21 protein-coding genes are annotated in these 25,218 nt (G+C 71.1%); 12 read left to right on the top strand and 9 right to left on the bottom strand.

All coding sequences use genetic code 11. The features are described 5' to 3' along the window. Positions 1-5 precede the first annotated feature (5 nt). On the bottom strand, positions 6-1,763 hold the full coding sequence (locus M3N57_03910) for a Rieske 2Fe-2S domain-containing protein (protein ID MDP9021842.1): 1,758 nt from the start codon (positions 1,761-1,763) through the stop codon (positions 6-8). 151 nt (positions 1,764-1,914) lie between these two features. Here M3N57_03910 and M3N57_03905 point away from each other — a divergent pair, with 151 nt between their 5' ends. The 5 genes from M3N57_03905 to M3N57_03885 all read left to right on the top strand — a co-directional run bounded on the left by M3N57_03905 (position 1,915) and on the right by M3N57_03885 (position 7,267). Beyond that, positions 1,915-2,685, top strand: a complete 771-nt coding sequence (locus M3N57_03905) for an HAD-IA family hydrolase (GenBank protein MDP9021841.1) — start codon at positions 1,915-1,917, stop codon at positions 2,683-2,685. Positions 2,686-2,734: 49 nt separating this feature from the next. Beyond that, entirely contained in the window at positions 2,735-3,772 is a 1,038-nt protein-coding gene (locus M3N57_03900) for an NAD(P)-dependent oxidoreductase (GenBank protein MDP9021840.1), read from the top strand. A gap of 134 nt (positions 3,773-3,906) precedes the next feature. Further along, positions 3,907-6,036, top strand: a complete 2,130-nt coding sequence (locus M3N57_03895; GenBank protein ID MDP9021839.1) for a cation:proton antiporter — start codon at positions 3,907-3,909, stop codon at positions 6,034-6,036. 99 nt (positions 6,037-6,135) lie between these two features. Beyond that, entirely contained in the window at positions 6,136-6,804 is a 669-nt protein-coding gene (locus tag M3N57_03890; GenBank protein MDP9021838.1) for a response regulator transcription factor, read from the top strand. An 82-nt stretch (positions 6,805-6,886) separates the two neighbouring features. Continuing rightward, positions 6,887-7,267 carry a response regulator transcription factor gene (locus M3N57_03885; GenBank protein ID MDP9021837.1) on the top strand — a complete coding sequence of 127 codons (381 nt, stop codon included), beginning with the start codon at positions 6,887-6,889 and terminating at the stop codon, positions 7,265-7,267. On the opposite strand, the gene M3N57_03880 is transcribed toward M3N57_03885, so the two are convergent. From M3N57_03880 to M3N57_03870, 3 genes are read right to left on the bottom strand one after another with little or no spacing between them, the layout of a single operon-like run. Next, positions 7,233-8,561 carry a sensor histidine kinase gene (locus M3N57_03880; GenBank protein MDP9021836.1) on the bottom strand — a complete coding sequence of 443 codons (1,329 nt, stop codon included), beginning with the start codon at positions 8,559-8,561 and terminating at the stop codon, positions 7,233-7,235. The two genes, M3N57_03885 and M3N57_03880, sit on opposite strands and share 35 nt — an antisense overlap. Continuing rightward, a complete protein-coding gene (locus M3N57_03875) occupies positions 8,558-10,795 on the bottom strand; it encodes a sensor histidine kinase (protein ID MDP9021835.1) in 2,238 nt (745 codons plus the stop codon). The genes M3N57_03880 and M3N57_03875 overlap by 4 nt, the downstream gene beginning before the upstream one ends. Beyond that, positions 10,792-12,105: a response regulator gene (locus M3N57_03870; protein MDP9021834.1), complete on the bottom strand. Its 1,314-nt coding sequence runs from the start codon at positions 12,103-12,105 to the stop codon at positions 10,792-10,794. Before M3N57_03870 ends, M3N57_03875 begins: the two co-directional genes overlap by 4 nt. 129 nt (positions 12,106-12,234) lie before the next feature. Here M3N57_03870 and M3N57_03865 point away from each other — a divergent pair, with 129 nt between their 5' ends. The 3 genes from M3N57_03865 (at position 12,235) to M3N57_03855 (ending at position 15,683) form a co-directional block, all read left to right on the top strand. Next, positions 12,235-13,269, top strand: coding sequence for a cyclic nucleotide-binding domain-containing protein (locus tag M3N57_03865; GenBank protein ID MDP9021833.1), 1,035 nt, complete (start codon positions 12,235-12,237; stop codon positions 13,267-13,269). Between the two features lie 162 nt (positions 13,270-13,431). After that, positions 13,432-14,241: an MBL fold metallo-hydrolase gene (locus M3N57_03860; GenBank protein ID MDP9021832.1), complete on the top strand. Its 810-nt coding sequence runs from the start codon at positions 13,432-13,434 to the stop codon at positions 14,239-14,241. Positions 14,242-14,252: 11 nt separating this feature from the next. After that, positions 14,253-15,683: an NAD(P)/FAD-dependent oxidoreductase gene (locus tag M3N57_03855; GenBank protein ID MDP9021831.1), complete on the top strand. Its 1,431-nt coding sequence runs from the start codon at positions 14,253-14,255 to the stop codon at positions 15,681-15,683. A gap of 16 nt (positions 15,684-15,699) precedes the next feature. Here the strand turns inward: M3N57_03855 and M3N57_03850 are convergent, their stop codons facing one another. Further along, a complete protein-coding gene (locus tag M3N57_03850) occupies positions 15,700-16,533 on the bottom strand; it encodes an Fpg/Nei family DNA glycosylase (protein MDP9021830.1) in 834 nt (277 codons plus the stop codon). A 136-nt stretch (positions 16,534-16,669) separates the two neighbouring features. Here M3N57_03850 and glgP point away from each other — a divergent pair, with 136 nt between their 5' ends. Both glgP and M3N57_03840 read left to right on the top strand, forming a co-directional pair. Beyond that, positions 16,670-19,279: an alpha-glucan family phosphorylase gene (gene glgP, locus M3N57_03845; GenBank protein MDP9021829.1), complete on the top strand. Its 2,610-nt coding sequence runs from the start codon at positions 16,670-16,672 to the stop codon at positions 19,277-19,279. Then, positions 19,240-19,674, top strand: coding sequence for a hypothetical protein (locus tag M3N57_03840; protein ID MDP9021828.1), 435 nt, complete (start codon positions 19,240-19,242; stop codon positions 19,672-19,674). Before glgP ends, M3N57_03840 begins: the two co-directional genes overlap by 40 nt. An 18-nt stretch (positions 19,675-19,692) precedes the next feature. Here M3N57_03840 and M3N57_03835 read toward each other — a convergent pair whose 3' ends face one another. The 4 genes from M3N57_03835 to M3N57_03820 all read right to left on the bottom strand — a co-directional run bounded on the left by M3N57_03835 (position 19,693) and on the right by M3N57_03820 (position 24,151). After that, positions 19,693-20,475 (bottom strand): Fpg/Nei family DNA glycosylase, encoded by a 783-nt coding sequence (locus M3N57_03835; protein ID MDP9021827.1) that lies wholly within the window; start codon positions 20,473-20,475, stop codon positions 19,693-19,695. 96 nt (positions 20,476-20,571) lie between these two features. After that, positions 20,572-21,624 (bottom strand): hypothetical protein, encoded by a 1,053-nt coding sequence (locus tag M3N57_03830; protein MDP9021826.1) that lies wholly within the window; start codon positions 21,622-21,624, stop codon positions 20,572-20,574. Positions 21,625-21,741: 117 nt separating this feature from the next. Then, entirely contained in the window at positions 21,742-22,932 is a 1,191-nt protein-coding gene (locus tag M3N57_03825; GenBank protein MDP9021825.1) for an MFS transporter, read from the bottom strand. 88 nt (positions 22,933-23,020) lie between these two features. Beyond that, on the bottom strand, positions 23,021-24,151 hold the full coding sequence (locus M3N57_03820; protein MDP9021824.1) for a trypsin-like peptidase domain-containing protein: 1,131 nt from the start codon (positions 24,149-24,151) through the stop codon (positions 23,021-23,023). 79 nt (positions 24,152-24,230) lie between these two features. Here M3N57_03820 and M3N57_03815 point away from each other — a divergent pair, with 79 nt between their 5' ends. Both M3N57_03815 and M3N57_03810 read left to right on the top strand, forming a co-directional pair. Further along, on the top strand, positions 24,231-24,839 hold the full coding sequence (locus M3N57_03815) for a DNA ligase (GenBank protein ID MDP9021823.1): 609 nt from the start codon (positions 24,231-24,233) through the stop codon (positions 24,837-24,839). Continuing rightward, on the top strand, positions 24,836-25,218 hold a 383-nt coding region (locus M3N57_03810), incomplete at its 3' end, for an ATP-dependent DNA ligase (protein MDP9021822.1). The genes M3N57_03815 and M3N57_03810, both read left to right, overlap by 4 nt.

Raw genomic sequence — 25,218 nt, 5'->3', positions numbered from 1 at the left:
TGCGGTCACACCCCCTCGTGGACGGCCTCCCCGCGGTGAAGCCGCAGCGCGATGTCGTAGGTCTGCTTGGTCGAGCGCACCGTCGGCCACTGCGCGGCGAGGAACCGGGCCACGCCGATCAGGACGTGTCCGGCCTCGGGGCGGCCCGCGAACCGGCGGTGCTGGCGCACGCCGGCCTCGAACATCTGGTAGTCGTGGAAGCCGGCGTCTTCCCGGAGCAGCGCACGCCCCAGCACACAGATCAGCTCCCGGGAACCGCCGACCGCCACAACATCCGCGACCACCTGCCCGGCCTCGTTGACCGCCCCGTGCGTGTCGAACAGCTCCAGCAGCTCGCCCGCATCACGGTCGAGTCCCGACGGTTGGGGGATCGGCCGCTTGGGGACGTTCAGGAACCGTTCGAGGTGCACCGCCATCGCCGCGTCGAAGATCCCCCGGGCCAGGAGCGACGACGGTGCCCGGGCCATGGCCGCGTCGACGGCGTTGGCGTAGGTGAACGTGTGGTGGACGGTGTCCCAGTCCCCGTGTTCGTTCGACGTCGGGAAGTGCACCGGCCTGCGCGCAGCCGAGTAGGCCACCGCCGCGGCAAGCTCTCCGAGCGGAACGCCAGCACGCAGCAGGTCTCGCATGGCGTCCAGGATGTCGGCGGGTGGCTGATCGAGGATGACCTCCGCCAGCTCACGGTGACCGTCCCAGCGCTCACGCTGCTGCGGCGCCGCCTCGACGAGCCCGTCGAGCTCCTCGTACACGCCGTCCAGCAGCGCCGGGATGTCGACCGGGTGACGCCACGCGGCAGTCTCCTCCATCCGGGTCGCCCCGACCAGGGCCGGGATCAGCGCAGGCAGGATCTCGTCGGCGTGCTCCCAGCCGATGTGGTCCAGCAGCTCGAACGCTTTGTTGGCGAAGTCGAGGGTGTGGCCGACATCGAGGAAGCGGTGATCGGTGCAGGCAGCGAAGACCATGTGCGCGACCGTGGCCGCAGGCAGATCGGCACGGATGGCGGTCTTCAGGGTCCGCTCCGCGGCGCTGGCCGACCGCAGCTCGACGAAGCGGCGGAACCAGTCGGTGAGGCGTCGCGGGCTCACCTCGCTGGTCGCGAGCGGCTCCAGATCGAAGCTGGGCGGCTCTGCGGCGGTGCTCCGGGCGACGCGCAGCACACCGTGGTAGGCGGCGCAGGCCCGATCCGCGGCGTCCAGGGCCGGTGCCACGTTGGCCATGCAGGTCAGGATCGACAGGCCCGCACTCCACCCCCGGTCGCGGTTGCGGACGCCGAACAGCGCCGCGTCCCGGACGGCCTCGTCGGTGGCGCCCTGGTCGGCGAGACCGATCAGGCTCTTGGCGATCACCAGGCGGATGTTGTGCTGGAGCCCCTCGCGCAGCTTGCGCAGTCGGTACGCGCGCCAGTCGCGACCCAGCGGTTCGGTGCCCACCAGCACCCGCCCGTCACGGACCTCGACCGGGAAGGACAGCGCATCGTCGGCCCACGGGTCGAACGTGCAGCCGCTGGCCAGGTCGAAGCGTGCGTGATGCCAGTGGCAGGTCAACGTCCCGTCCGCGACGGTGCCTCGATCGAGTGGGAAACCCATGTGCGGGCAGCGGTTGTCGAGCGCGACGACCCGTCCCGCCTCGGCCACGACGAGGACCCGGTAGCGGCCGGCGGTCCCCACGAGGTGGCCGTTGGCGTCCAGATCCTCGACGCTACCCACATCGACCGTGGTGGCGGGCCGGGCAGCGTCCGTTATGGCGGGTGTGGCAGCGTCCATCGAGGGCTCCCGTCCGGCGCTGCCTATCCCACCACGCGTGGTGATGTGACGCATCTTCTGAGCGGGGACCGCGCGACCGGCCGGCGCGTCGCCGCCGGCCGGCCGGGTCGCACGGGATGCCACCCGCGTCATCCTCTGAGACCATGGTCACATGGCTTCCAACGACAAAGAGCTCGCTGCCGTGGTCTTCGACGTCGACGGCACCCTCGTCGAGAGCGAGCGCCACGGCCACCGCGTGGCGTTCAACACCGCCTTCGACGAGCTCGACATGCCCGACCGGTGGGACGAGGAGACCTACGGACGGTTGCTGGAGGTATCGGGTGGCGAACGGCGGCTACGCCACTACCTGAGCGAGCAGGGCCACCCAGACGACCGCGCCGCCCAGCTCGCCAGCCAGCTGCATGAGATCAAGACACGCCGGTTCCGCGAGCTGGCCGAGGCGGGCGAGATCCCCGAGCGCCCGGGCGCGACCCGCCTGTTGGACGAGCTCGCCGACGCGGGGATCCCGGTCGCCGTGGCCACCACCGGGACACGCGCGTGGGTGGACCCGTTGCTGGACAAACTCTTCGGTCTGGAACGCTTCGCGGTGATCCTGACCGGGACGGAGGTCGAGGACCGCAAGCCGGACCCGGAGGTCTTCGTCGAGACGGTCTCGGCGCTGGATGTGCCGCCGGAGCGGAGCGTGGCGGTGGAGGACTCCGAGAACGGCGTCGTCGCGGCCCGCGCTGCCGGCCTGCCCTGCGTGGTGATCGTCAACGACTACACCCGCGAGCAGGACTTCGAGGGGGCCGCACTCGTCGTCGACGGCTTCGGCGCACCGGGGCGGTGTGAGGTCCTGGCGGGACCGCAGGATCTCCTGGAAGACGGCGTCGTGACGCTACGCACGCTCCGGGCGGTGGCCGCCAGACACGGCAACCAGTGAGACGGCCGACGCGGCACCCGACCGCGCCACGCACCAGAGAGGACACGACGTGACGACGACCCCCCGAGACGACCGGACTGCGCTGGTGACCGGCGGCACCGGCTTCCTCGGGAGCCACCTCGTCGCTGAGCTGCTGGCACGCGGCTGGCGCGTGCGGACCTGCGGTCGGCGCACCAGGCCCCCCGGGGTGCCGCGCGCTGCTGAGTACGTCTGCGCGGAGCTCGGCGGCGACGCCCCGCTGGACTCCGTCGTCCGCGACGTCACGCACGTTTTCCACCTGGCGGGGTTGTCCAGTTCGATCGCGACCGACGAGGAGATGCGCCGCGCCAACGTCGATGGCACCCGCCAGCTACTGGAGGCCGCTGCGGGGGCGGGCGTCGAGCGGGTGGTGCACGTCAGTACCTCGTCGGTGTACGGCAGCAGTGTCCAGCTGCCCCTGCCTGTCCCCGAGGACGCCGAGAAGCATCCCAGTCCGGGGTACGGCCAGACCAAGTGGGAGGGCGAGAAGGTCGCGTTCGCGATCGCCGAGGACCAGGGGCTGCCGGTCGCGGTGCTCCGGCCCACGACCGTGTACGGGCCCGGGGCGGTGAAGCTGCTGGCCAGCACCGTCCTGGACGCGGCCATCGAACGTTTCGCCGGGCTGGACACGTTCGCCGTCGACAGCGACGAGATCGAGCTGCGCATGGTCCACATCGACGACCTGGTCGGCGCCTGCCTGCACCTCGCCGAGCACCCCACGGCAGCGACCGCGGCCTACAACCTGGCCGGTAGCTACCCGACCAACCACCAGGTCGGTGAGGTGATCGCCGAGGAGCTGGGGATGAAGCTGGACCTGACCGACGATCCCGAACGGGGGCTGGCCTACGCGGACCGCGCTGCCGCGCACGAGCGCATGCTGGAGCGCGGCATGACCGACGGGATCATGCTCAAGGAGGAACGCGTCCGTTTCCTGAAGAAGTCGAACCGCAACAACCGGTTGAGCCTGGAAGCGCTGGCCGCAACCGGGTTCGAACCCCAGGTGACCGACGTCCCCACGTCGGTCGCGTCCGCCGTCCGCTGGTACCGCGACGTGCGCTGGATCATCTGAGACCGCGCCGACGCCTCGCCGTCGACCGCTCGGGGGCGTGGGCCGCTGCGTCCTCGGCCCGGCCGCGAGACTAGGCTGCGGCCCCCGGCAGGCGGGAGCCGGCCGGTGACCTCGTCGCTAGCCAGGGGTCGGCCGTGCCTGCTCTCACGCCGCTCGGGGGCCACGACCTCCTGGTGCTGTGGGTCCAGTTCGTCGTCCTGCTGACCGTCGCGCGGGGACTCGGCTACCTCGTGCGGCTCCTGGACCAGCCGGCCGTGGTCGGCGAGCTCGGGGCGGGTCTGGTGTTGGGACCGTCCATCCTCGGCCGCCTCGCCCCGGATGTCGCCGCGTGGCTGTTCCCGGCCAGTGGCTTCCAGAGCGGGCCGATCCTGGCGCTGGCCTGGTTCGGGGCGATCCTGCTGCTGGTCACCACCGGATTCGACACCGATCTCGGACTGGTCCGCCGGCTGGCCCGCACGGCCGCGCTCGTCCCGATCGGCAGCCTCGTCGTGCCGCTGGCTGTCGGGGTCGCGGCCGGGACGCTTATGCCGGTGGTGTTCTTCGGGGAACGTGCCGACCGGACCGTGTTCGCAGCGTTCATGGGACTGGCGCTGTCGATGTCGGCGCTCCCGGTCGTCGCCCGGATCCTCAAGGACATGGGACTGCTCCGGCGCGACGTGGGGCAGGTGACCATCTTCGCGGCCATGGCCGACGACATCGTCGGTTGGCTCGCACTCGGTGTGCTGACCGGGGCGGTGGCCGGACGTGGTTTCGCTCCCGGCGCACTGGCCACGACGGTCGTGGTGCTCCTCGTCTTCGTGGTGTTCCTGTTCACGGTCGGGCAGCGGCTCACCGACGCGGCGCTCCGCTTGTCACTGCAACTCACCGACGGCATCGCCGGAGCCCTGACCGTGACCCTGCTGGTCGCGCTGGCCGCAGCGGCGATCACGCAGGCGGCCGGTGTCGAAGCGGTGGTCGGCGCGTTCCTCGCCGGGATCATCCTGGGCCGCTCCCGTTACCGCAAAGCGGAGGTGCTTCAGGCGGTCGAGCTGATGAGCACCGCCGTGTTCGCCCCGCTGTTCTTCGCCACCGCCGGGCTGTACGTCGACGTGGGCACGTTGGCGGAACCGGTCACCGCCGTGTGGGCCGCGGTGGTGTTCGTGATCGCGACCGGGTCGAAGCTGGTCGGCACCTACCTCGGCGCCCGTGCCGGGGGCGCCACCCCCATGGCTGGCGCGGCGATGGGGATCGCGCTCAACGCCCGCGGGGCGCTGGGGATCATCCTGGCCACGGTGGCGCTGAGCATCGGGGTGTTCAACCAGCGCAGCTACACCGTGACGGTGCTGATGGCGCTGCTCACGTCGATGATGGTCCCGCCCCTACTGCGGCGGATCCTCAACCGGATCTCCACCGGGCCTGAGGAGGCCCAACGCCTGCAGCGCGAGGCGTTGCTGAGCGAGAGCGTCGTGGCGGGTGTCGACAGCGCACTGCTCCCCACCCGCGGCGGCCGCAACTCCGAGCTCGCCGCCCGGGTCCTGGACCTGGTCTTGAAGCCGGAGGCGTCGGTCACGGTCATGACCGTGGACACGCGCGTGATCGCGGTGGGACCGGCCTCGGACGCGGCCGAACGGATCGCCCGGAAACTGGCGGGACGGCCGATCGAACGCCGCCGCCGGCCCGCGGTCGACGCGGCGGCTGCGATCCTGAAGGAAGCCGGGTTCGCCTACGGCCTGGTCGCGGTCGGCGCCACCGAAGATCTGCGGACCACCCACCGTCTATCGCCGGTGATCCACGCGATCCTCGCCGGCAGTCCGGTCCCGGTCTTGCTGGTCCGGGCCGGTCGCGGAGGCGCCCGCTTCCGACGCCTGTTGGTCCCCGCCACCGGGACACGGATCGGTCGCGGGGCCGAGGAGGTCGCCTACACCCTGGCCGCCCGCACCGGCGCCGAGGTGGATGTCGTGCACGTCATCAGCCGCGCCGACCGGATGGCGCTGGCGGCGTGGCAAGGGCAGCCAGCCTTCCAGCTCGAACGAGACGGGTTACTGGCCCGCTCGCTGGAGCTGGCGGCCACGTTCGGGCGGTCGGCGACCGGCTTCACTCGGTTGGGTGCAGCCACCGCCGAGACGCTGCTCACCACGGCGGCCGAGCGGCTCGTCGACACGATCGTCCTGGGCGCCAGCGCCCGGGCGCTGGAGGACCAGGCTTTCCTCGGACACGGCACCGAGTACCTGCTCGAGCACGCCGACCAGACCCTGATCCTGGTGGTGTTCCCGGAGACGTGGTAGCGGCGGCCTCGCGCCGGCGACAGCGGCCGAGGACGCTGGCCGCGTCACCCGTGACGACGTGGCGGTCCACGGTGCCCTCCTCGCCGTATCCTTGCGGTCATGGCGATCAGTGTCGTCCTCGCCGAGGACAGCTACCTGGTCCGTGAGGGCGTCCGCCTGCTCATGGAGCAGCAACCCGACCTCGAGCTCGTCGAGGCCTGCGAGGACCTCGACTCGCTCATGACCGCCGTCGCCCAACACCAGCCCGACGTCGTCCTGACCGACATCCGCATGCCGCCGACCGGGACCGACGAGGGCATCCGCGCCGCCGAGGAGCTGCGCACATCGCACCCCCACGTGGGGGTCGTGGTCTTGAGCCAGTACGCCGAGCCCAGCTACGCCCTGGCACTGTTCGAGCGCGGTTCGGCGGGGCGTGCCTACCTCCTCAAGGAGCGCGTCTCGGACGTCGAGCAGCTCCTGCACGCCGTCCGTGAGGTCGCATCCGGCGGGTCGGTGATCGACCCGAAGGTCGTCGAGGAGCTCGTGGCGGCTCGCACCCGCAGCGGCGGCACGCTCCTGGACCGGCTCACCCCCCGCGAGAAGGAGGTCCTGGCCGAGATCGCGCAGGGCAAGAACAACGCCGCGATCGCCGCGTCGCTGTTCCTGACGGAGCGTGCGGTCGAGAAGCACATCAACTCGATCTTCTCCAAGCTCGGCCTGACCGAGGAGCCCAACACCCACCGGCGCGTTCGGGCGGTGCTCCTCTTCCTCGCCGAGCATCAGCGCTGACTCCGGGGGGGTGCTGGCCACACCACACTTCACGTACCAGCCGGCTGTCGCCCCGCTGCCCGCACAGGGAGGATGAGGTGTGATGGGAGAGCCGACCGTGCGCGTACTGATCGTCGATGACCAGGAGCCGTTCCGCGACGCGGCACGGATGGTCGTTGAGCTGACCGACGGGTTCGAGGTCGTGGGGGAGGCCGAGACCGGTGAGGATTCGGTCACCTTGGCCGGTGAACTCGCCCCGGACCTCGTCCTCATGGACGTCAACCTCCCCGGCATCGACGGGTTGGAAGCCACCCGACGCATCCTCGCACTGCAGGGCGGAACACGGGTCCTGATGCTGTCGACGTACGAGCCCCAGGAGTACGCCCCACGCGCCGCGGAGGCGGGGGCGATCGCCTACATCCCCAAGTCCCAGTTCGGTCCGAACACGCTCACCGAGGCATGGGAGGCTGCGACCGCGGCGTGACGGGGTCGCCCCCGACCGGCAGCTGCCCGGTGACGTGGCATCCCCGGCCGGGCTCCGTCCAGATCGTGAGCATGCCGCCGAGGGCCTCGACCCGGTCGACCATGTTCTGCAGCCCCGTGCCGGGCGGGCACGTCGACGGGTCGAAGCCGGGCCCATCGTCGGTCACCGAGAACGTCAACCAACCCGCCTCTGCCCCGAGGCGGACCGTTACCGCCACGCCGGCCGCATGCTTGGTGGCGTTCTGGATCGCTTCGAGGCAGCAGAAGTAGGCGGCGACCTCCACCTCGGCGGGGAAGCGGCCGGTGATCACCTCCGGAGCGGCGACGATCGTGGCGCGCAGATCGTGCTTGCGGATGTGCGCGTCGAGCGCAGCCAGGACTCCGTCCTGGGTCAGCAACGGCGGGAAGATCCCCCGCGCCAGATCTCGCAGGTCGTTCAAGGCCGTGTCGGCGTCCGTGCCGAGCTGATCCAACGCCTCGGCGGCTGCCGCCGGGTCGCGCTCCAGCAACTGGCCGACGACGCCGAGCTTGAGCGCGATGCCGACCAGTTGCTGCTGCGCCCCGTCGTGGATCTCGCGTTCCATGCGCCTGCGTTCGGCGTCCTGGGCGGCCACCAGCCGCTGCCGCGAGGCCTGCAGATCCGCGGCCTGAGCCGACACGGCTTCGACCTTCGTGCGGAGCTCCGCGGTCAGCCGGACGTTGCGCAGCGCGAGTCCCGCCTGCGCCGCGAGGTCGTCGAGCAGTCGGGCCTGGTCCGGGCGCAAGCGGTCACCGGCCGGCAGCGCCACCGCGATCTGGCCGACGACCTCACCGTGGTGCGTCACCGTGATGCTGCGGTCCCAGGCGTTGGTGGTCGTGGCCGACGGGGGCCACACCGCGGTGTGGTGACCGCCGTCGGGGAGCGTGAGCGTGACCCGGACGCGTTCGGCTCCCACGCCCTGCGCGGTGGCCTCGGCCATACGTGGCAGGATGTCCTCGAGTGAGAAGGCGTCGGACACCCGCGCGGTGAAGTCGCGCAGGACCTCGTAGGGTGTTGCGCGGTCGCCGTAGACGACCCGGTCGGCTGCCCCGCGGGCACGCTCACGGGCGGGGCGGAAGGCGACCGCAACGACCGCTGTGGCGACCATCGAGAGGGCCACGCTCGGTCGGAGTGGTTCGCCACCCGCCAGGACCCCGACGCCCGTCACGATGCCCACGTACACGGCGGTCACGAAGGCCGCCAGCATGGCGAACACCAACCCGCGGTGGACGACCCGTTCGACGGTGCGTCCCTTGCTGCGTCGCCCGCGGGTCACGTGACCGGCTCCGGGACCGACGCCGGCGCCGCGCGGACGCGCCCGGTCAACGTGGTCCCGCTGCCGGGACGGCTGCGTAGCTCCACCGTCCCGCCGAGGGACGCGAGACGGTCGGCCAGGTTCTGCAGCCCGTGGCCGGGGGTGACCCGCTGCCCGTCGAAACCGGTCCCGTCGTCGGCGACCGTGAACGACAGGACACCGTGGTCCTCGCTGAGATGGATCGTGACGGCCGAGGCGTGGGCGTGCTTGACGGCGTTCTGGAGGGCCTCAAGGCAGCAGAAGTAAACCGCCGTTTCGACCGGCGGTGGGTAGCGGCGGACGTTGTCGGCTTCGATGTGGGTGGTGACCGGGGCGCGCGCCGCCTGGCTGCGGAGCGCCTCGACCAAACCCTGATCCGCCAGCACCGCCGGGTAGATGCCGCGAGCGAGGTTGCGCAGCAGTTCGAGTGCCTCGGCGGCTTCGCCTCGCAGCTCGTCGACCAGCGGACCGACGCGCTCGGGGCTGCGATCGATCAGCGACCGTGCCAGGCGCAGCTTCACCGCCAGGGCCACCAGGTGCTGCTGGGAGCCGTCGTGGATGTCGCGCTCCATGCGTCGACGTTCGGCGTCCTGAGCGGCCACGATCCGCTGGCGTGAGGCTCGCAGATCCGCCGTCTGCCGCGAGAGCGTCTCGACCTGGTCGCGGAGCTCTTCCGTCAGTTGCACGTTGCCGAGCACGAGGCCGGCCTGGGCGGCGAGGTCGCCCAGCAGCTGCTCCTCGGCTGGGGTCAGCGACTCGCCCTCACGCTCGGCGACGGTCAAAGCGCCGAGGAGCTCGCCGTGGCGGGTCACCGCCACCGTCCGGTGAACGTCCGGGAGCGGCGGCAGACCGCCCCGCCGGCGCGAACGGTCGCCGCCGTCAAGTGGCACGCGCACGTCGACCCGTTCGGCCGTCTGCGGCCAGGACGCCGCGCGGACCAGCTCGCCACGGACCGCTAGCCACACGTCGGCGCGGCGGGCGGCGGTTCCCTCGGCCAGCAGCCGTGCCATGCGTGGCAGGACGTCGTCGACCGCGTACGTCTCGCCGACACGGTCCGAGAAGCGGGACAGAACCTGGTAGGGAGTCTCGCGGTGGCCGTACACCAGCCGGTTGGCGAGGGAGGTCAGCCGGGCCCGGAGCGGGTCGAAGGCGACCGCGATGATGGCCGTTGCCACGACCGCCAGGGCCAGGCTGCGGTCACCGCCCCGGCCCGCCAGGAGGTGGCTTCCGCTGACCACGACGCCGACGTACACCACGCCGATGAAGCTGGCCAGCGCCCCGAACACGAACGTCCGGTTCAGCAGCCGGTCGAGATCCCACAGCCGGAAGCGGATCAGGATGACACACAGGCTCACCGGGATCGCGGCGAACAGAGCCGGGAACACCCGGAACACCAACTGCCCGAGCTCGGCCGTGTCGCCCTGACCCGACAGCAGCCCGGCGAGGATCCCAAACGTGACCGCCCCACCGACTGCGCTGGTCAGCGTGGTGATCAGCAGCCGCGACTGCCGGCGCTCGTCTGCCGTCTCCGCGTGCCGGTAGCGGCCGACCTGTGCCGACAAGCCGACCACCGGGATCATGATCCCGAACAGCAGGATCATCGCGGCAGGATCACCGCCGTGGATCTCGTCGACGACGAACACACCCGCGATGGGTAGCGCCACCAGGTACGCCACGCGCAGTGGCCAGCGCCAACGTGGAAGTTCCCGCCACGGGGGCTTGAGTCGCCCGTCCGGGAACAGCGCGATCGCGTAGAGGTAGGTCAGGCCGCCGATGTAGTGGAAGTTGTCGTGGGTGAAGGTCCCGAAGTCGGGGAGCACCACCCGGGCGGCGTGCGCCTGCGCGTTGAAGACGGCACCGGTCCCGACCATGCCGAGCGCGAGCAACCGTGCGGTGAGCAGACGCGGCCGCAGCCGCACCAGGAGGATGCCCAAGCCGATGTTCAGCGCACTGAACGCGAACTCCAGCACGACCAGCAGGTTGGGTGGCACGGCCTCGCCGCGTGACCAGCCCATGGCCTCGACGGCCCGGCCGGCAGTGGCCGCCAACGGCCCCTCGCCCGCCGCCCAGCCAGACAGCGCCATGGCGACCGACGGCGACACGCGGGCGACGAACGGCGTGGCGCCGGCCACGACGAACACCACGGCGCAGGCCGTGAACGCCGCGAACGCGAGGTAGAAACCACGGTCGAGCCACCGCCGCACGTTCGGCGTCACGCGACGTTCTCACCGAGCCGGAACGCCACCACGGGGGTGGTCCGACCCTTGACCAGGGCTGGGGGCAGCCGCTCCGCGTCGACAACACTCGACAGGGCCCTGTAGGACGCCTCGGTGAGGACCGTCTGACCGGCGTGGGCCCACTCCTGGATCCGCTGGGTGAGGTTGACGGTGTCACCGACGACCGAGTACTCCATCCGCTCCTCGGAGCCCAGCAGCGCCGCGGCGACCTCGCCGCTCGACAGCCCGATGCCCAGTCCGAACCGCTCCAGGCCTTGGCCGACCCAGCGGTCGTTGACCGTCTGCTGCGCCCGGTGCATCGCGATCGCTGCGGACAGCGCCCGGTCGGCGTGGTCACTCTGCGGCACCGGCGCCCCGAACACCGCCATCACCGCGTCACCGACGAACTGCATCACGGTGCCGCCGTGGCCCAGGATCGCGTGGTTCATCTCGGCACGGTGCTCGTTGAGCTGGCGGGCCAACACGCTCGGGTCGGCGCGCTCGGCGATCGACGAGTACCCGCGGATGTCGGACATCAGGACCGTGACCTGCAGCTTCTCGGTCTCGCCGATCCGACGACCCTCCTGGCGGAGCTTGTCTGCGACCCCGGTCGGTAGGAGCCGGCTGAGGCTCTCGCCCTGCTCCTCGCGGTCCACGATCGCCTGTTGCAGCTTCTTCAGCCGGTCCAGCGACCCGTTGCTCCCCGCTGACACGCCCTGCGCGAGCTTCACGAACAGCCGGTCGATCCGATCGGCGACGTCAGACGGCGTGGTGTTGTACGCAACGGCGATCGCTTTGATCGGCTTGCCCTCCGCCACCAGCCGCAGCAGTTCGTCGTCCGACGCGGTCAGTTCGTGATCGCTTCGGACGGGGCTCAGCAGCGCCTCGACGATCTTCGGGTCGAGCACCGAACCACCAGACGCGACCTCGCGGATCGCTCGGGCCAGCTGGTCGCCTTCCGCGATGCGGTCCTTGAGCAGGTACGCGTACCCGGCCGCGCCCTCGGACAACAACGACACCGCGTACTCGGGTTCGTCGTACTGGGACAGGATCACGATCCCCGTGCCGGGGTGGCGTTTGCGGACCTCCTTGGCGGCGTCGATTCCTTCTCGCTGGAAGGTCGGAGGCATGCGGATGTCGGTCACCACCACCTGTGGGCCAGCCGCTTCCGCGCCGGCGATCAGCTCGTCGTAGTCGGACGCGACCCCGACGACGTGCAGGTCGTCCTCGACGCCGAGCAAGGCCCGCACACCCTCACGGACCAGGAGGTTGTCGTCGGCCAGGAAGACGGAGATGGCTGTGTGCTGCATCCCTGCATGGTCCCTGACCGCGTGCCTGCCCGCGAGGATGCGGTCACCCGACCTCGTGGTGGTGCCACCCCCACCACGGACGCCTGCCCACCCCCTCGACGGCCGGGACGCTCCGCGGCAGGCTCCGACGTGACGGGCACCACCGAGCCCGCGGACCAGGAGACCCTCATGCGCATCGCCGCGTCCGTCACATCCATCTCGTGGATCCCGTCCGAGGCGATCTCGGGCGCCTTGAAGCTGCCGTTCGAGATCGGCATGGCGCACTGGGACTCGCCGCCGCCCGACGTGATCTCCGACCTCGAGGCGCTGCGTGCCGCCGACCGCTTCCGGTTCGCCAACGATCTGCGCGCGTACATCGACGTGGAGGACGGACGGATCGTCGGCTACGGCCACCTCGGTGACGGCTACATCGGTTCGACCACGATCAGGCTCGGTTCGAAGGGGATGACCTTCGCCGGTGTGCCGTTGGAGACGCTCCGCCCCGACCCACAGGTCGGCGACGGCTGGGTGCGCTTCGTCCAGACCGCCGGTGGGCGGACCGGCGCGCCGGCGCCCCGCCGGGTCAGCCGCCCTCCGTACGTGCAGGTCTCGGCGCCGACCGCGTGGACCACCCTGGCGCTGACCATCCACGCCGATGGCCGCAGCGACCATGAGCTGATCGGGGCCAGTCCGTTCCCGCGGCACTGGATCTACGACCGCGACGGGCGTTTGGTGCAGAAGTCGGGTCTGATCGATTTCAAGGGCTGGTCGCTGGAGCACCTCGGGGACAACAGCCCGTGGGGTGATCACGAGTCGCCGGCGGTGGTCACCGAGGTCGAGACCGCTCTGGAGCGGCAGATGTCGGCGACCATCATGCGCGGCGCGAAGCCGAAGATCCGCAAGATCGCGACCGGCGAGGCGCTGACGGAGCAGGGCGCCTGGGGCGCCGAGCTGTACCTGCTCCTCGACGGGGTCTTGAGCGTCGAGGTGAACGGCCGCCCCGTTGGGGAGGTCGGGCCGGGAGCGATCCTCGGCGAACGGGCGAGCCTCGAAGGCGGGAAACGCACGTCCACGCTGCGGGCGGTGACCCCCTGTAAGGTCGCCGTGGCCTCGGCCGATCAGATCGACCGCGAAGCGCTAGCCGAGGTCGCCACAGGTCATCGGCGGGAGCACGCTCGCCTCTGAGCAGCGTGCCGGGCCGGTCCGCAGCCACACCGGCGGCGACAGAGCCACCCGACCCGTCGCGACGAACGGATACCGCGCGTGCGGGTGCACATCTGTGGGTCCCGGGGGTCGACACCGGCCCCCGGTCCCGCCTTCGTCCGCTACGGAGGCAACACGTCGTGTGTGGCGTTGGCTCACGACGATCAGCCGGTCACGCTGCTGCTGGATGCCGGTACGGGCATCCGGCAGGTCTGGCGGCTGTTGAACGGGCGTCCGTTCGACGGCACCGTGCTGCTCGGTCACTTGCACTGGGACCACACCCAGGGGCTGCCCTTCTTCCGTCCCGGCGACGACCCCGAGTCACGGGTCGACCTCTACCTGCCCGCCCAACCCGGTGATCCCGAGGGAGTCCTGGCACGGGGGATGTCTCCCCCGCACTTCCCGATCCGCCCCTCGGAGCTCCGCGGGCGCTGGTCGTTCCGGTTCGTCGAGGAGGGGCTGCACGAGCTCGAGGGGTTCACCGTCCTCGCCCGGGAGATCCCCCACAAGGGGGGCCGCACGTTCGGGTACCGGGTGTCCGACGGGAGCGCGACCGTCGCCTACCTGTCCGACCACCACCCGATCACGTTCGGGCCCGGTCCGACCGGCTTCGGGGAGCACCACGAGGCCGCCTGTGCACTGGTCGACGGTGTCGACCTGCTGATCCACGATGCGCAGTACACCGCCGAGGAGTTCCCGGCGCGGGCTCACTTCGGCCATTCCACGATCGATTACGCGATCACGCTCGGAGAGACTTGTGGCGTCGGCGAGGTGCTGCTGTTCCACCACGACCCGCCCCGCACCGACGACGAGATCGATCAGCTCCTGACCGCCCTCGGGGACCGCACCGTCGCGGTCAGCGCCGCCGCCGACGGCACCGTGATCGACCTGCCACGCCACCGCGCCACCCCGGCGCGACCCGCGCTGAACAGCAGCCGCACCCGGCGCGGCTGAGAGGGCGACGCATGCGCGAGCGGTACGACGCGGTCGTCGTCGGCGCGGGACCCAACGGGCTGGCGGCCGCCATCCGCCTGGCGAAGGCCGACCGGTCGGTCCTCGTGCTCGAAGGGGCCGACGCGGTCGGTGGCGGGGCCCGCACCAAGGAACTGACGCTCCCCGGCTTCCGCCACGACGTGTGCTCGGCGATCCACCCGCTGGGTATCGGGTCGCCGTACCTGCGCACCCTCCCACTGCACGAACACGGCCTCGAGTGGGTGCACGCCGACATCCCCGTCGCCCATCCCCTCGACGACGGCCCGGCCGTGCTGATCGAGCGTTCGCTGGCCGGCACCGCCGCCGGGTTGGGTCCGGACGCGGCGACGTGGCGCCGTACGTACGCCCCGCTGGTCCGCCGCTTCGACCAGCTGGCGTTGGACACGATGGCTCCCCTGACGCGGCTGCCGCACCATCCGCTTTTGATGGCCGGGTTCGCGCGCCACGCCGTGCGGTCGGCACGGGGATGGGCGCGGTCACGCTTCACCGGTGAGCGGGCACGCGCTGCGGTCGCCGGCATGGCCGGTCACAACATCCTGGCGTTCGACCGGCCGTTCACCGCAGCGCTCGGCGTGCTCTTCCCGGCCGCGGCCCACGCGGTGGGGTTCCCCATGGCGCGCGGTGGTTCGCAGGCGATCGCCGATGCGATGGCGTCGCTGCTGCGCAGCCTCGGGGGCGAGATCCGTACCGGCACGCCGGTGCGCGACCTCGCCGATGTCCCACCCCACGAGGCGGTGGTGTTCGATCTCACACCACGCCAGATGCTCGCGATCGTCGGGGACCGGGCTCCTGGCCGGCTGCGGCGGCGGGTCGAGAACTTCCGCCACGGCCCCGGTGTCTTCAAGGTCGATTACGCGCTGGACGGCCCGGTCCCGTGGCGGGCGGAAGGCACCGAACGTGCCGGCACGGTGCACCTCGGTGGCACCCTGGAGGAGATCGCCGCCGCCGAGCTGGCCACCGCCGAGGGACGCCACGCCGAACGGCCCTACATCATCGCCGCGCAGCAGACGCCGTTCGACCCGACCCGCGCTCCCGACGGCCGCCACACGCTGTGGGCCTACTGCCACGTCCCGTCCGGGTCGATGGTGGACATGACCGACCCCATCGAGGACCAGCTCGAACGGTTCGCGCCGGGTTTCCGCGACCGGATCCTGGCACGCTCGACGATGACGACCGCGGACCTCGAGGACTACAACCCCAACTACATCGGCGGGGACATCAGCGCCGGGGCGCACAGCGGGCTGCAGCTGCTGCTCCGGCCGTGGCCGTCACGCAACCCGTACGCGCTGGGTGAGACCGGCTGGTTCCTGTGTTCCGCCTCCACACCGCCGGGTGCGGGCGTCCACGGGATGTGCGGATACCACGCGGCCGGGTCGGTGTTGCGCGATCTCCCGGCGAGGTGAGCCGCTTGGACGATCGTCAGCGCAGCAGACGTGACAGACGCCGGTCGGCCAGGACGCGGCCGGCGGTCTGACACGCCGGGCAGTAGGTCACCTCGTACGACTCGTACGACACGCGCCGCAGCGTGTCGCCGCAGGTGGGGCACGGCTCGCCGGAGCGGCCGTGCACGATCCAGTGATCGCCGAGCTTCGCCGGCAAGCCACCCGAGCGGCGACGTTCGTGGTCGAGCCCACGCCCGACCACGTCCTCGACGGCTGTGAGCAGCCGCTCGCGGGCGTCGACGTCGAGGTTCTTCAGGCTCACGAACGGTGACAGCCGCGCCCGGTGCAAGATGTCGTCGGTGTAGCCGCGGCCGAGCCCGGCGACGGTGCGCTGGTCACGCAGGGCCCTGTGCAGCCGCCGGGTGTCGTCGGCTGTCCGGATCACCTCCGCGAACGCCGCGGTGCCGGGCTCGGGACCGAGGTCGGCCAGCGGGCCGGCATCGGCGTCGCCGAGCGCCCACCACCGCGCCTTGCGCTCCGTGCCGTACTCGACGAACAGCAGTGCGGGACGAGGCCGGAACCGCAGCCGGACCACCCCCCGCTTGGGACGCGACCGCCCCGGTGGATCCTCGACCGTCACCCGACCGGCCTGCGACAGGTGCACGACGATCCGTGGCCCGTCGAGGCCGATGATCAGGTACTTGCCGTGGCTGGTGACCTCCTCGACGGTTCGACCGATCAGTGCCTCCGGCGACGGCTCCACCGTCCGTAGCGCCGCGAACTGCAGCGGGTCCGCACCGGCGAACACCGTCCCGACGAGCTCGGGTCGAAGGCGTTCCGCCAGCGCGCGGATCTGGGGCAGTTCGGGCACGGCGCGACGGTAGCGGTGGCCGGCGGCGAGGGCTGCAGCGTGCTCGTTCGACCGAGCGGGGCAGCGGCCCGGCCGCCCCGCGTCCGTGCCCTCTCGCTCAGGGCCGGAGTCGGTCGGGCGGGCTACGGTTGGCGCCATGAGGCCCATCCGCACGTTCACGGTCGTGCCAGCGTTGCCCGAGTCACTGGAACCCCTGCGCGAACTCGCGTACAACCTCCGGTGGGCATGGGATCACGACACCGTCGAGCTGTTCCGTCGCATCGACCCGGAGCTGTGGGAGCAGTGCGGGCGGAACCCCGTCAAGTTCCTCGCGACCGTGGAGCAGGCGCGCCTGGAGGGCGTCGCCGACGATCCCGACTACCTCGCCCTCATGGACCGGGCGGTCACGTCGCTGCGCGACTACCTGGCCGCGGAGGCAACGTGGTTCCGTGTCAACCACGCTGACGAGTTCGACGACGTCACCCTGACCGCGTACTTCTCTGCGGAGTTCGGTGTCACCGATAGCTTGTCGATCTTCGCTGGCGGGTTGGGGATCCTCGCAGGCGACCACCTCAAGTCCGCGAGCGACCTCGGCATCCCGATGGTCGGCGTCGGCCTGCTGTACCAGCAGGGCTACTTCGAGCAGCGCCTCAACGAGGCCGGATGGCAAGAGGAGTTGCCCGCCGAGAAGGATTTCCACTCCCTGCCACTGACCTTGGAGCGGGACACCGACGGGGCGCCGATCACGGTCGAGCTCGGTTTCCCGGACGGACCGGTCGTCGCCCAGGTCTGGCGGGCGGAGGTCGGCCGCGTCCCGCTGTTCCTCCTCGACGCCAACGTCCCCGCCAACACCCCCGAGCAGCGGCGGATCACCTTCTCCCTGTACGGCGGCGACGAGGAGATGCGCGTCCGTCAGGAGATCCTCCTGGGGGTGGGTGGCTTCCGGGCGCTGGAGGCGCTGGGGTACCGCCCGACCGTCTACCACATGAACGAAGGTCACTCCGCGTTCTTGGGTCTGGAACTCATCCGCCGTCTGATGGACGAACGAACCCTCGCGTTCGAGGAGGCGCGTGCGGCCGTGTCCGCAGGCCTGGTCTTCACCACCCACACCCCGGTGGAAGCCGGACACGACTACTTCGCCCCTGCCCTCCTGGAGCGGTACTTCGCGGTCTACATCAAGGCGTTGGGCATCGAGTGGCGCGATTTCCTCGGGCTCGGCCGCGTCGACCCGGCCAACGATCACGAACGCTTCTGCATGACCGTGCTCGCCTTGAAGCTCGCGGCCCGCAGCAACGGCGTGAGCAGGCTGCACGGCCGCGTCAGCCGGGCGATGTGGCGGGGGTTGTGGCCCGGCCTGCCCGAGCACGAGGTCCCGATCGGCCACGTTTCCAACGGTGTTCACCTGCCGTCCTGGACGACGTGGAGGATCAGCGCCGTGTTCGACCGCGTCCTGGACGGACTGTGGCGGGAGCAGCCGAGCGCCGACGAGCTGTGGGAACGCATCGAGGACGTGCCGCCCGACGAGCTGTGGAGGGCGCACGAGGCCCGCCGCCACGACCTCGTGCAGTTCGTACGCCGGCGGGTGCGGGCCCAGCTCGAGCACCGCGGCGCCCCCGCCAGCGAACTGGCAACAGCCGAGCAGCTGCTCGACCCCGAGGCGCTGACGATCGGGTTCGCCCGGCGGTTCGCGACCTACAAGCGCGCCACGCTGATCGCGTCCGACGTTGACCGACTCGCCAGGATCATGGCGGATCCCGACAGGCCGGTGCAGCTGATCGTCGCCGGGAAGGCGCACCCTCGTGACGACGCGGGGAAGGAGTTCATCCGCCGGATCTTCGAGCTGTCGCGTGACGAGCGCTTCCGCGGCCGGATCGTGTTCGTTGAGGACTACGGCATGGCGGTCGCGCGGTACCTGGTCAGTGGCGCTGACGTCTGGCTGAACAACCCGCTCCGCCCCCGGGAAGCCAGCGGCACCAGCGGGATGAAAGCGGCCGCCAACGGCCTGCTCAACCTCTCGACGTTGGACGGCTGGTGGGACGAGGCGTGGGACGACCTAGCGGGTGACGGCATCCCGTTCGGCTGGGCGATCGGACGACCGGTCGTGTACGACGACCCGATGCACCAGGACGTCCGCGATGCGGAGTCGCTGTACACGATCCTCGAGCACGACGTCGTCCCGACCTTCTACGACCGCGCCGAGGACGGCCTGCCGCACTCGTGGATCGCCCGGATGAAGACCGCGATCAGGATGCTGTCGCCGTGCTTCAACAGTCACCGCATGCTGCGCGAGTACGTCGAGACGATGTACCTGCCGGGTGCCCGGGCGGTCGCGACGCTGACGAGTGATGGACTGGTACGCGCGCGTCAGGTTGGGTCGTGGCGGACCCGCGTGACCGAGTCGTGGCATCAGGTCCGCGTCGAGGTGGTGGATGACGGTGACGCCGCCGTCGACCAGATCAAGGTCGGTCAGGCCCTGCAACCGCGAGCGCTCGCCTTCCTGGGCGATCTCACGCCGGACGATGTCGCGGTCGAGCTCTACGTCGGGCCGGTGGAAGCCGACGGCGAGATCCGTGACGGCCACGCCCTGCCGATGCGGCCCCTGCGCCGCCGCGGCCAGCACCACGAGTACGAGGCGATCGACGTCGCCTTCGACGACAGCGGTCAGTTCGGTTACACGGTGCGGATCCGCCCCGAGCATCGTGATCTCCCCACCCGGTTCATCCCCGGGTGCGTGACCTGGGCGAACGAGAGCGGTTCACGCACCTGAACCCGCCTGGCCACGGAACCGACCCCGACCGGCGCCGCCTCGCACGGCCCGACAGGTTCGGGGCCGCGGCGGCGGTCTTGGCCTTCGGGTTGCTGGCGGTCCACGTCTGGCTGCTGTGGTTGGACGCTCCTGCTGACGTCCGGCGTCGTGCACCGGCCGTGCTCGCCTTCCAAGCCGCGGTCACCGCCCTGCTGATCGCCGGTGCGGTCGCGCGCCGCACACGGTGGCGGGCGGCCCTGTACGTCCTGGGAGGACTGGGGGCGTTCCTGTACGGACTGCTGACCTGGGGGCTGGCCGGGGTGATCGACGTGATCGCCGCGGTGCTCGCCGTCGCCGGCGTCGCTGTGGCCATGAGCGGCGTCTACCACCGGGAGGGCAGCACCGGAGGGACGTGACCGGGGATCGGGTGGCGGTCACGGTGGCGGTTGACAGCGAGGGCACCAGTACGTGGAGCGGCTGGCGACCCGGCCGTGCTCGATCGGGGCGTCGCAGCGCGCGCAAGTGGGATCCTCGATGTCCCGAGCCTGGGCGAGCCAACCATCGTGGCGGGGGACGTGCCCCTCGTCGATCGACTCGGTGAGGACGGTCCGCATGGCCTCGTACAGGCGGTCGAGGGCGTGTTCGCCCAGATCTCCGACCACTGTGCGCGGATGCAGGCACGCGTGCCACAGCACCTCGTCCGCGACGATGTTGCCGATCCCGGCGACGAGCTGCTGGTCCATCAGCGCCGACTTCAGCATGCCGCGCCGGTCCTCGAGTAGGTCGGCGAGGTCGTCTCGGCCGACGTCGAGCGCGTCAGGTCCGAGGTCACCCGTGACGTCTCCGACCTCCCGCTCGTCGGAGGCCAACCACACGCCACCGAACTTGCGGGTCAGGTTGAACCGGAGCTCGCCACCGTCGCAGCAGAAGATGACGTGGTCGTGGTCGTCACGGTCGGTGCCGTCTGGCGCCCACACGAGGGTGCCCGTCATACCGAAGTGCATCACGACGGTGGCCCCGTCGGTTCGAGCCAGGAGCCACTTGCCGTGCCGATCCGGGTCGGAGAACCGACGTCCCTTCAGCGCCCGTCCCAGCCCTTGGGGGGTGGTGTTGCGGATCACGTCCGCGCCGGGCGCCTCGACCCGCTCGACGGTGCGGCCGGTGGCGTGCGCCGCGAGGTAGCGGCGCAGCGATTCAACGTCGGGGAGCTCCGGCACGGCGTTCCCTACGGTCGCCCAGTCAGGCCGCCACCGCGGCCGGTTGCGGTGTCTGCGACCATGCCACAACCGATGTGGAGCCACGCGGCGAGAAGCTCAGGTCTCGGTGGGTGGCTCCTCATCGACGGTAATGGTCGGCAACGACGTCTGCACCACGGGGAGGTCCTCCCAGGACCACGCGTCGTGTCGCAGCAGCGCCAGGAGCAGCCGCCGACGTTCCGACACGGCCTCGAACTCGGCTTCGACCTCGTCGGCGTCGACGAGGGGCACCCCATCGGTGCGCAGCCGTTCGAGGTCGGGTGGAGGTGCCGGCGCGTCGGCCAGGGTGATGAACGCTTCCCGGAGGGTGTCGAGGAACTGCGTGATGGCTCGCCGCAGCGGGAGGACGGTGCTGGGCTCGAGGGTTGCCTCCTCGACGCAGCATCGCAGCATGGTCAGCGTCTCGTCGAGGACCGCGACGTTGGGTCCGACCGCGGTGTGCCGCTCGGCGCTGTGGAAGTAGTGCAGGATCGGGTAGGCGAGGTGGCGCTCGCCGAGCTCGGCGATCATCGGGACGAGCGCGACCAGGTAGAGGTGCAGGTCGCCGAAGTTGGTTCCGTTCCATGCGCGAACGAGGATCTCCGCCGGGGTGTGCCCCAGGCTGCTGATGTGCGACGCCACGCGGCGTTTCAGCACGGTGGCGTTCACGACCGGGATGATGTAGGCGATCGTGAGCGTCAGCAGGATGACCCCGGTGACAGCCGCGATGAGCTGCAGGCCTTGACCTGCGCCGCCGACCGGCTGCGCACCGCTCTCGATACGGCCCACGACGAGCCCGACCGCGAACCGCAGCAGCGGAAACGGGCGCTTGCCGGTGGTCGGGTCGTCGAGCCCGCCGGTCGCGGCGAACAGCAGCGCCCACCCGGCCACCAGCAGCACCACCCAGGTGGCCACGACCGCGAACAGGACAGCCGGGCCACCGGCGGTGAGGAACCGGCCCCGGCCGCGACGCGACGCGACAGCCAGGAAACCGAGCCACACCGCTCGTGCGACCTGCGAGGTGAGCGGCCCCTTGCCGGCCCCGACCGCGACGGTGGTGGTGGTCACGTCGTACAGCGCGACGATCAGGAACGAGGTCCCGAGCACGCCCAGGACGACATCGACCACCACGTCCTCCGTTGAACAGCACGTGGAACCTAGCTGCCGTCGCCCGAGGCGAGGCGGTTCCGGGCCGGCGCCGACCTCGCCCAGCACGTCCAAGGACACGGCTGGGCGCGGCCGCGAACGTTAGAAGCCGTGCGGCTCGGGCGGTGCCGCCACTGCCGCGGCAGGCCGGACCCCGTGTGGCTGGTAGCCAGCCAGTAGTGCGAACCCGATGGCCGCGATCCCAGCGGCGGCGAGCCAGGTGCCGCGGAAGCCCACGACCGATGCCACCGCGCCGAGCAGCGTGCCACCCAGCGCGAACGCGAGATCGACGAACGCGGTGAAGGTCCCGACCAACGCCCCGCGCTCGGTCGCTGGCACGCTCGCGACCGCCATCGACATCACCGCCGGGAAGATCAGGGCGTGTCCCAGCGCCAGCACGACCGTGCCGGCGTAGAGGCCGACGACCGTCGGCACCGTCGCCAGCAGGAGGAGGCTGCCGACCGACAGGGCGAGAGCCGAGCGGGCGGTCCGCCGAAGTCCGAACCGGTCGGGCAGCCGCGCCAGGAAGCTACGCACGACGAGCAGCACGGCGGCGTAGACGACGAAGACCAGACGGCTCCTGTCCATCCCCAGTTGGAACGCGTACAGCGCCGCGAACGTCTGGAACCCGGCCTGACCGATCAGCCCAGCCAGGATGATGGCTCCGGGCCGCACAGCCGCGCGGTGCACCAGCGGACCGTGTGGCCGCTCGGCGGTACCCGGGACGCGGGTATCGCGGATGGCGACGCCCAGACCCGTGGCCAACGCCGCGCAACCCGCCGCGGCGAGCCACACCGCGTCGTAGCCGCCGGCCTCCAGCAGGCGTTCGCCGACGACAGGGCCGACAGCCAGCCCGCCGAACAGGGCGAGCGAGAACAGGCTGAGCGCTTCCCCCCGGCGGTCGTCGGGCGCGAGGTCGTTGACGACGGTCGCCGTACCGACGAAGAACAGCGCCTCCCCAACGCCGGTGACCAGGCGCAGCCCCAGCAGCGCAACCACACTCGCTGCCAGCACGTACCCCGCGATCGAGGCGGTGACGACCACACCGCCGGTGACCACCAGCACCCGCCGGCCGCGCCGGTCCCCGAGCCGCCCCGCCCACGGCCGAAGCAACAGCGCGCTCACGCCGAAGGCGCCGACCACGACCCCGACTTCGAAGCGGCTGCCGGCCAGAACCTCCTCGACGAACCGCGGCAGCGTCGGCAACAGCGCCCCCACCGCGACGAAGTAGGCGAACGTGACTGCCTGGACGAGCACGAAGAGCGGGGTCAGCAGCCGGGGAGCCGTCCTCACCGTGCTCGGGGGGTGGCCGACGTCAACGCGCGGGCACCGGCACAGGGCCGGGGTCGGGCCGCCGGATGCGGCTTCCTGGCGGTGTCACCTAGCGCTCCTCGACACCGACGTCCACCGTCAGTCGCGTGGTGCCGCGGACGATCTCCAGCGAAACCGACGCCCCGACCCCGGCCGTCTGCACCGCGCGTTGCAGGTCGCCCGGTGCCGACACCGTGCTCCCGTCGGCTGCGACGATCACGTCGCCGGGCCGCAGACCCGCCTGTCCGGCGGGTCCGCCGGGAGCGATGTCTGCGATCACCAACCCGTCGGCGGTGGCCAAACCGAGCCGTGCGGCGACCTGGGGGCTGTTGGGCACGATCGTGACGCCGATGTAGGGCTCGCCGAGGCCCTCCAGCATGTTGCGGATCACCGGCTTGGCGCTGTCGATCGAGATCGCGAAGCCGATGTTCTGGGCGCCGCCGGCGGCGACGGCGACGTTGATGCCGACCACCTCCCCGGCGCCGTTCAGCAGCGGCCCGCCGGAGTTACCGGGGTTGATGGCTGCGTCCGTCTGGATCAGGTCGTCGAGTCGGAGCTGTTCCGCCTGGATCGCGCGTCCGGTCGCCGAGACGATCCCCAACGACACCGTCGGGGAGTCGCCCAGGGCCAGGGCGTTCCCGATGGCGACGACCGGGTCGCCGACCTCCACCTCGGCACTGTCGCCCAGTGGGATGGGTTGCAGGGTTCCGGCGTCGTCGACCTCGAGCAGTGCCAGGTCCCGGCTGGGAGACTGGCCCACGAGACGGGCGCTCAGTTCCTCGCCGGCCACGGTCGTGATCGCGAGTTGATCCGCGCCGCGGACCACGTGGAAGTTGGTGACGACGTGGCCCTGGTCGTCGATCGCGAAACCGGTCCCGGCACCGGCCGGCACATCTTGACCGAGGACCTGCCCCAGCTCGGCGGGGCGCTGCGCGATGGCAACGACCCCGGATCGGACCGCGGAGACGAGGTCCGAGACATCCGGAAGGGCACTGCCGGGAGTGCGTGGCGCGGCCTCACGCGACGTCTGGTCGGCGCCCGGCGCCGGCGACGCGCCGACCTGTGCAGTGGCATCCGGCGGTGCCTGTGTCCCCGGCGAGCACGCGGTCGCCGCGGCCACGAGGACCGCGAGGAGACCGCGGATGACGTCGCCCATGGCACACACCATCCCCGCTGCGGCCACGGTCCGCCGTGCGGGCATGCCGACGAAGGTGTGGGACGCCGTCCTGCCGCGCGTCCGGCCGTCAGCCAGCATGAACCCGACAGGAGGTCGCCGAACCATGTCCGAGACGGCCCTGCAGGACTACCTCGCCAAGCGAGACCTCGACGTCTCACCCGAACCGACCGGTGGATCTCCGACCGCAGGCGACGAGCCCCGGTTCGTGATCCAGGAACACGATGCGACCAGCCTGCACTACGACGTGCGGCTGGAGGTCGACGGAGTCCTCAAGTCGTGGGCCGTCCCGAAGGGCCCGTCGACCGACCCCCGCGACAAGCGTCTGGCGATGCCCACCGAAGACCATCCGATCGACTACGTCGACTTCGAAGGGGTCATCCCCCAAGGCCAGTACGGAGGCGGGAGCGTGATCGTGTGGGATACCGGCACCTACACCAACATCACCGCCGACGACAACGGCGACGTCAAGCCGATGGCGGGCGCGATCACCGACGGGCACGTCAGCGTCTGGCTGAAGGGCGAGAAGCTGCAGGGCGGGTACGCCCTGACCCGAACCAGCATGGGTGGCGACGACCGCGAGAAGTGGCTGCTGGTCAAGGTCGACGACGCCGGCGCGGACGCGCGTCGGAAGCCCACCAGCACACAACCCGAGTCGGTCCTGACCGGGCGGACCATCGAGGAGGTCGCCGCGGAACAAGGCGGCCAGGGGTGAGCGACCCGTTCGGCCTCCTCGACGAGGAGCTACGTGCCCGCCTCCGTGAGGAGCCGGAGCCGCGGTGGCGCGAGCCGATGAAGGCCACGCTCACCGACGAGCGTTTCTCCGATCCCGACTGGGTCTTCGAGCCCAAGCTCGACGGGGTCCGCGCCATCGCAGTGCGCGACGGCGAAGACGTCCAGTTGCTGTCACGCAACCACAAGGCGATGAACGCCAGCTACCCCGAGCTGGTCGATGCGATCGGCGGCTTGGACCGCGACCGGTTCGTGGTCGACGGCGAGATCGTCGCGTTCGAGGGCGACCGGACCAGCTTCGAGCGCTTGCAGGGCCGCATGAACCTGCAGGATCCCGAGCGAGCGCGCCGCAGCGGCATCGC

The organism is Actinomycetota bacterium (assembly GCA_030776725.1).
Lineage (GTDB): Bacteria > Actinomycetota > Nitriliruptoria > Nitriliruptorales > JAHWKO01 > JAHWKW01.
This window is presented reverse-complemented; position numbering and strand designations above follow the sequence as displayed.

What these genes read in the sequence shown, in the direction of transcription:
- M3N57_03910 (MDP9021842.1), bottom strand. Translation starts at nt 1,763, where the DNA reads ATGGACGCTGCCACACCCGCCATAACGGACGCTGCCCGGCCCGCCACC.
- M3N57_03905 (MDP9021841.1), top strand. Translation starts at nt 1,915, where the DNA reads ATGGCTTCCAACGACAAAGAGCTCGCTGCCGTGGTCTTCGACGTCGAC.
- M3N57_03890 (MDP9021838.1), top strand. Translation starts at nt 6,136, where the DNA reads ATGGCGATCAGTGTCGTCCTCGCCGAGGACAGCTACCTGGTCCGTGAG.
- M3N57_03885 (MDP9021837.1), top strand. Translation starts at nt 6,887, where the DNA reads ATGGGAGAGCCGACCGTGCGCGTACTGATCGTCGATGACCAGGAGCCG.
- M3N57_03870 (MDP9021834.1), bottom strand. Translation starts at nt 12,105, where the DNA reads ATGCAGCACACAGCCATCTCCGTCTTCCTGGCCGACGACAACCTCCTG.
- M3N57_03855 (MDP9021831.1), top strand. Translation starts at nt 14,253, where the DNA reads ATGCGCGAGCGGTACGACGCGGTCGTCGTCGGCGCGGGACCCAACGGG.
- glgP (MDP9021829.1), top strand. Translation starts at nt 16,670, where the DNA reads ATGAGGCCCATCCGCACGTTCACGGTCGTGCCAGCGTTGCCCGAGTCA.
- M3N57_03820 (MDP9021824.1), bottom strand. Translation starts at nt 24,151, where the DNA reads ATGCCCGCACGGCGGACCGTGGCCGCAGCGGGGATGGTGTGTGCCATG.
- M3N57_03815 (MDP9021823.1), top strand. Translation starts at nt 24,231, where the DNA reads ATGTCCGAGACGGCCCTGCAGGACTACCTCGCCAAGCGAGACCTCGAC.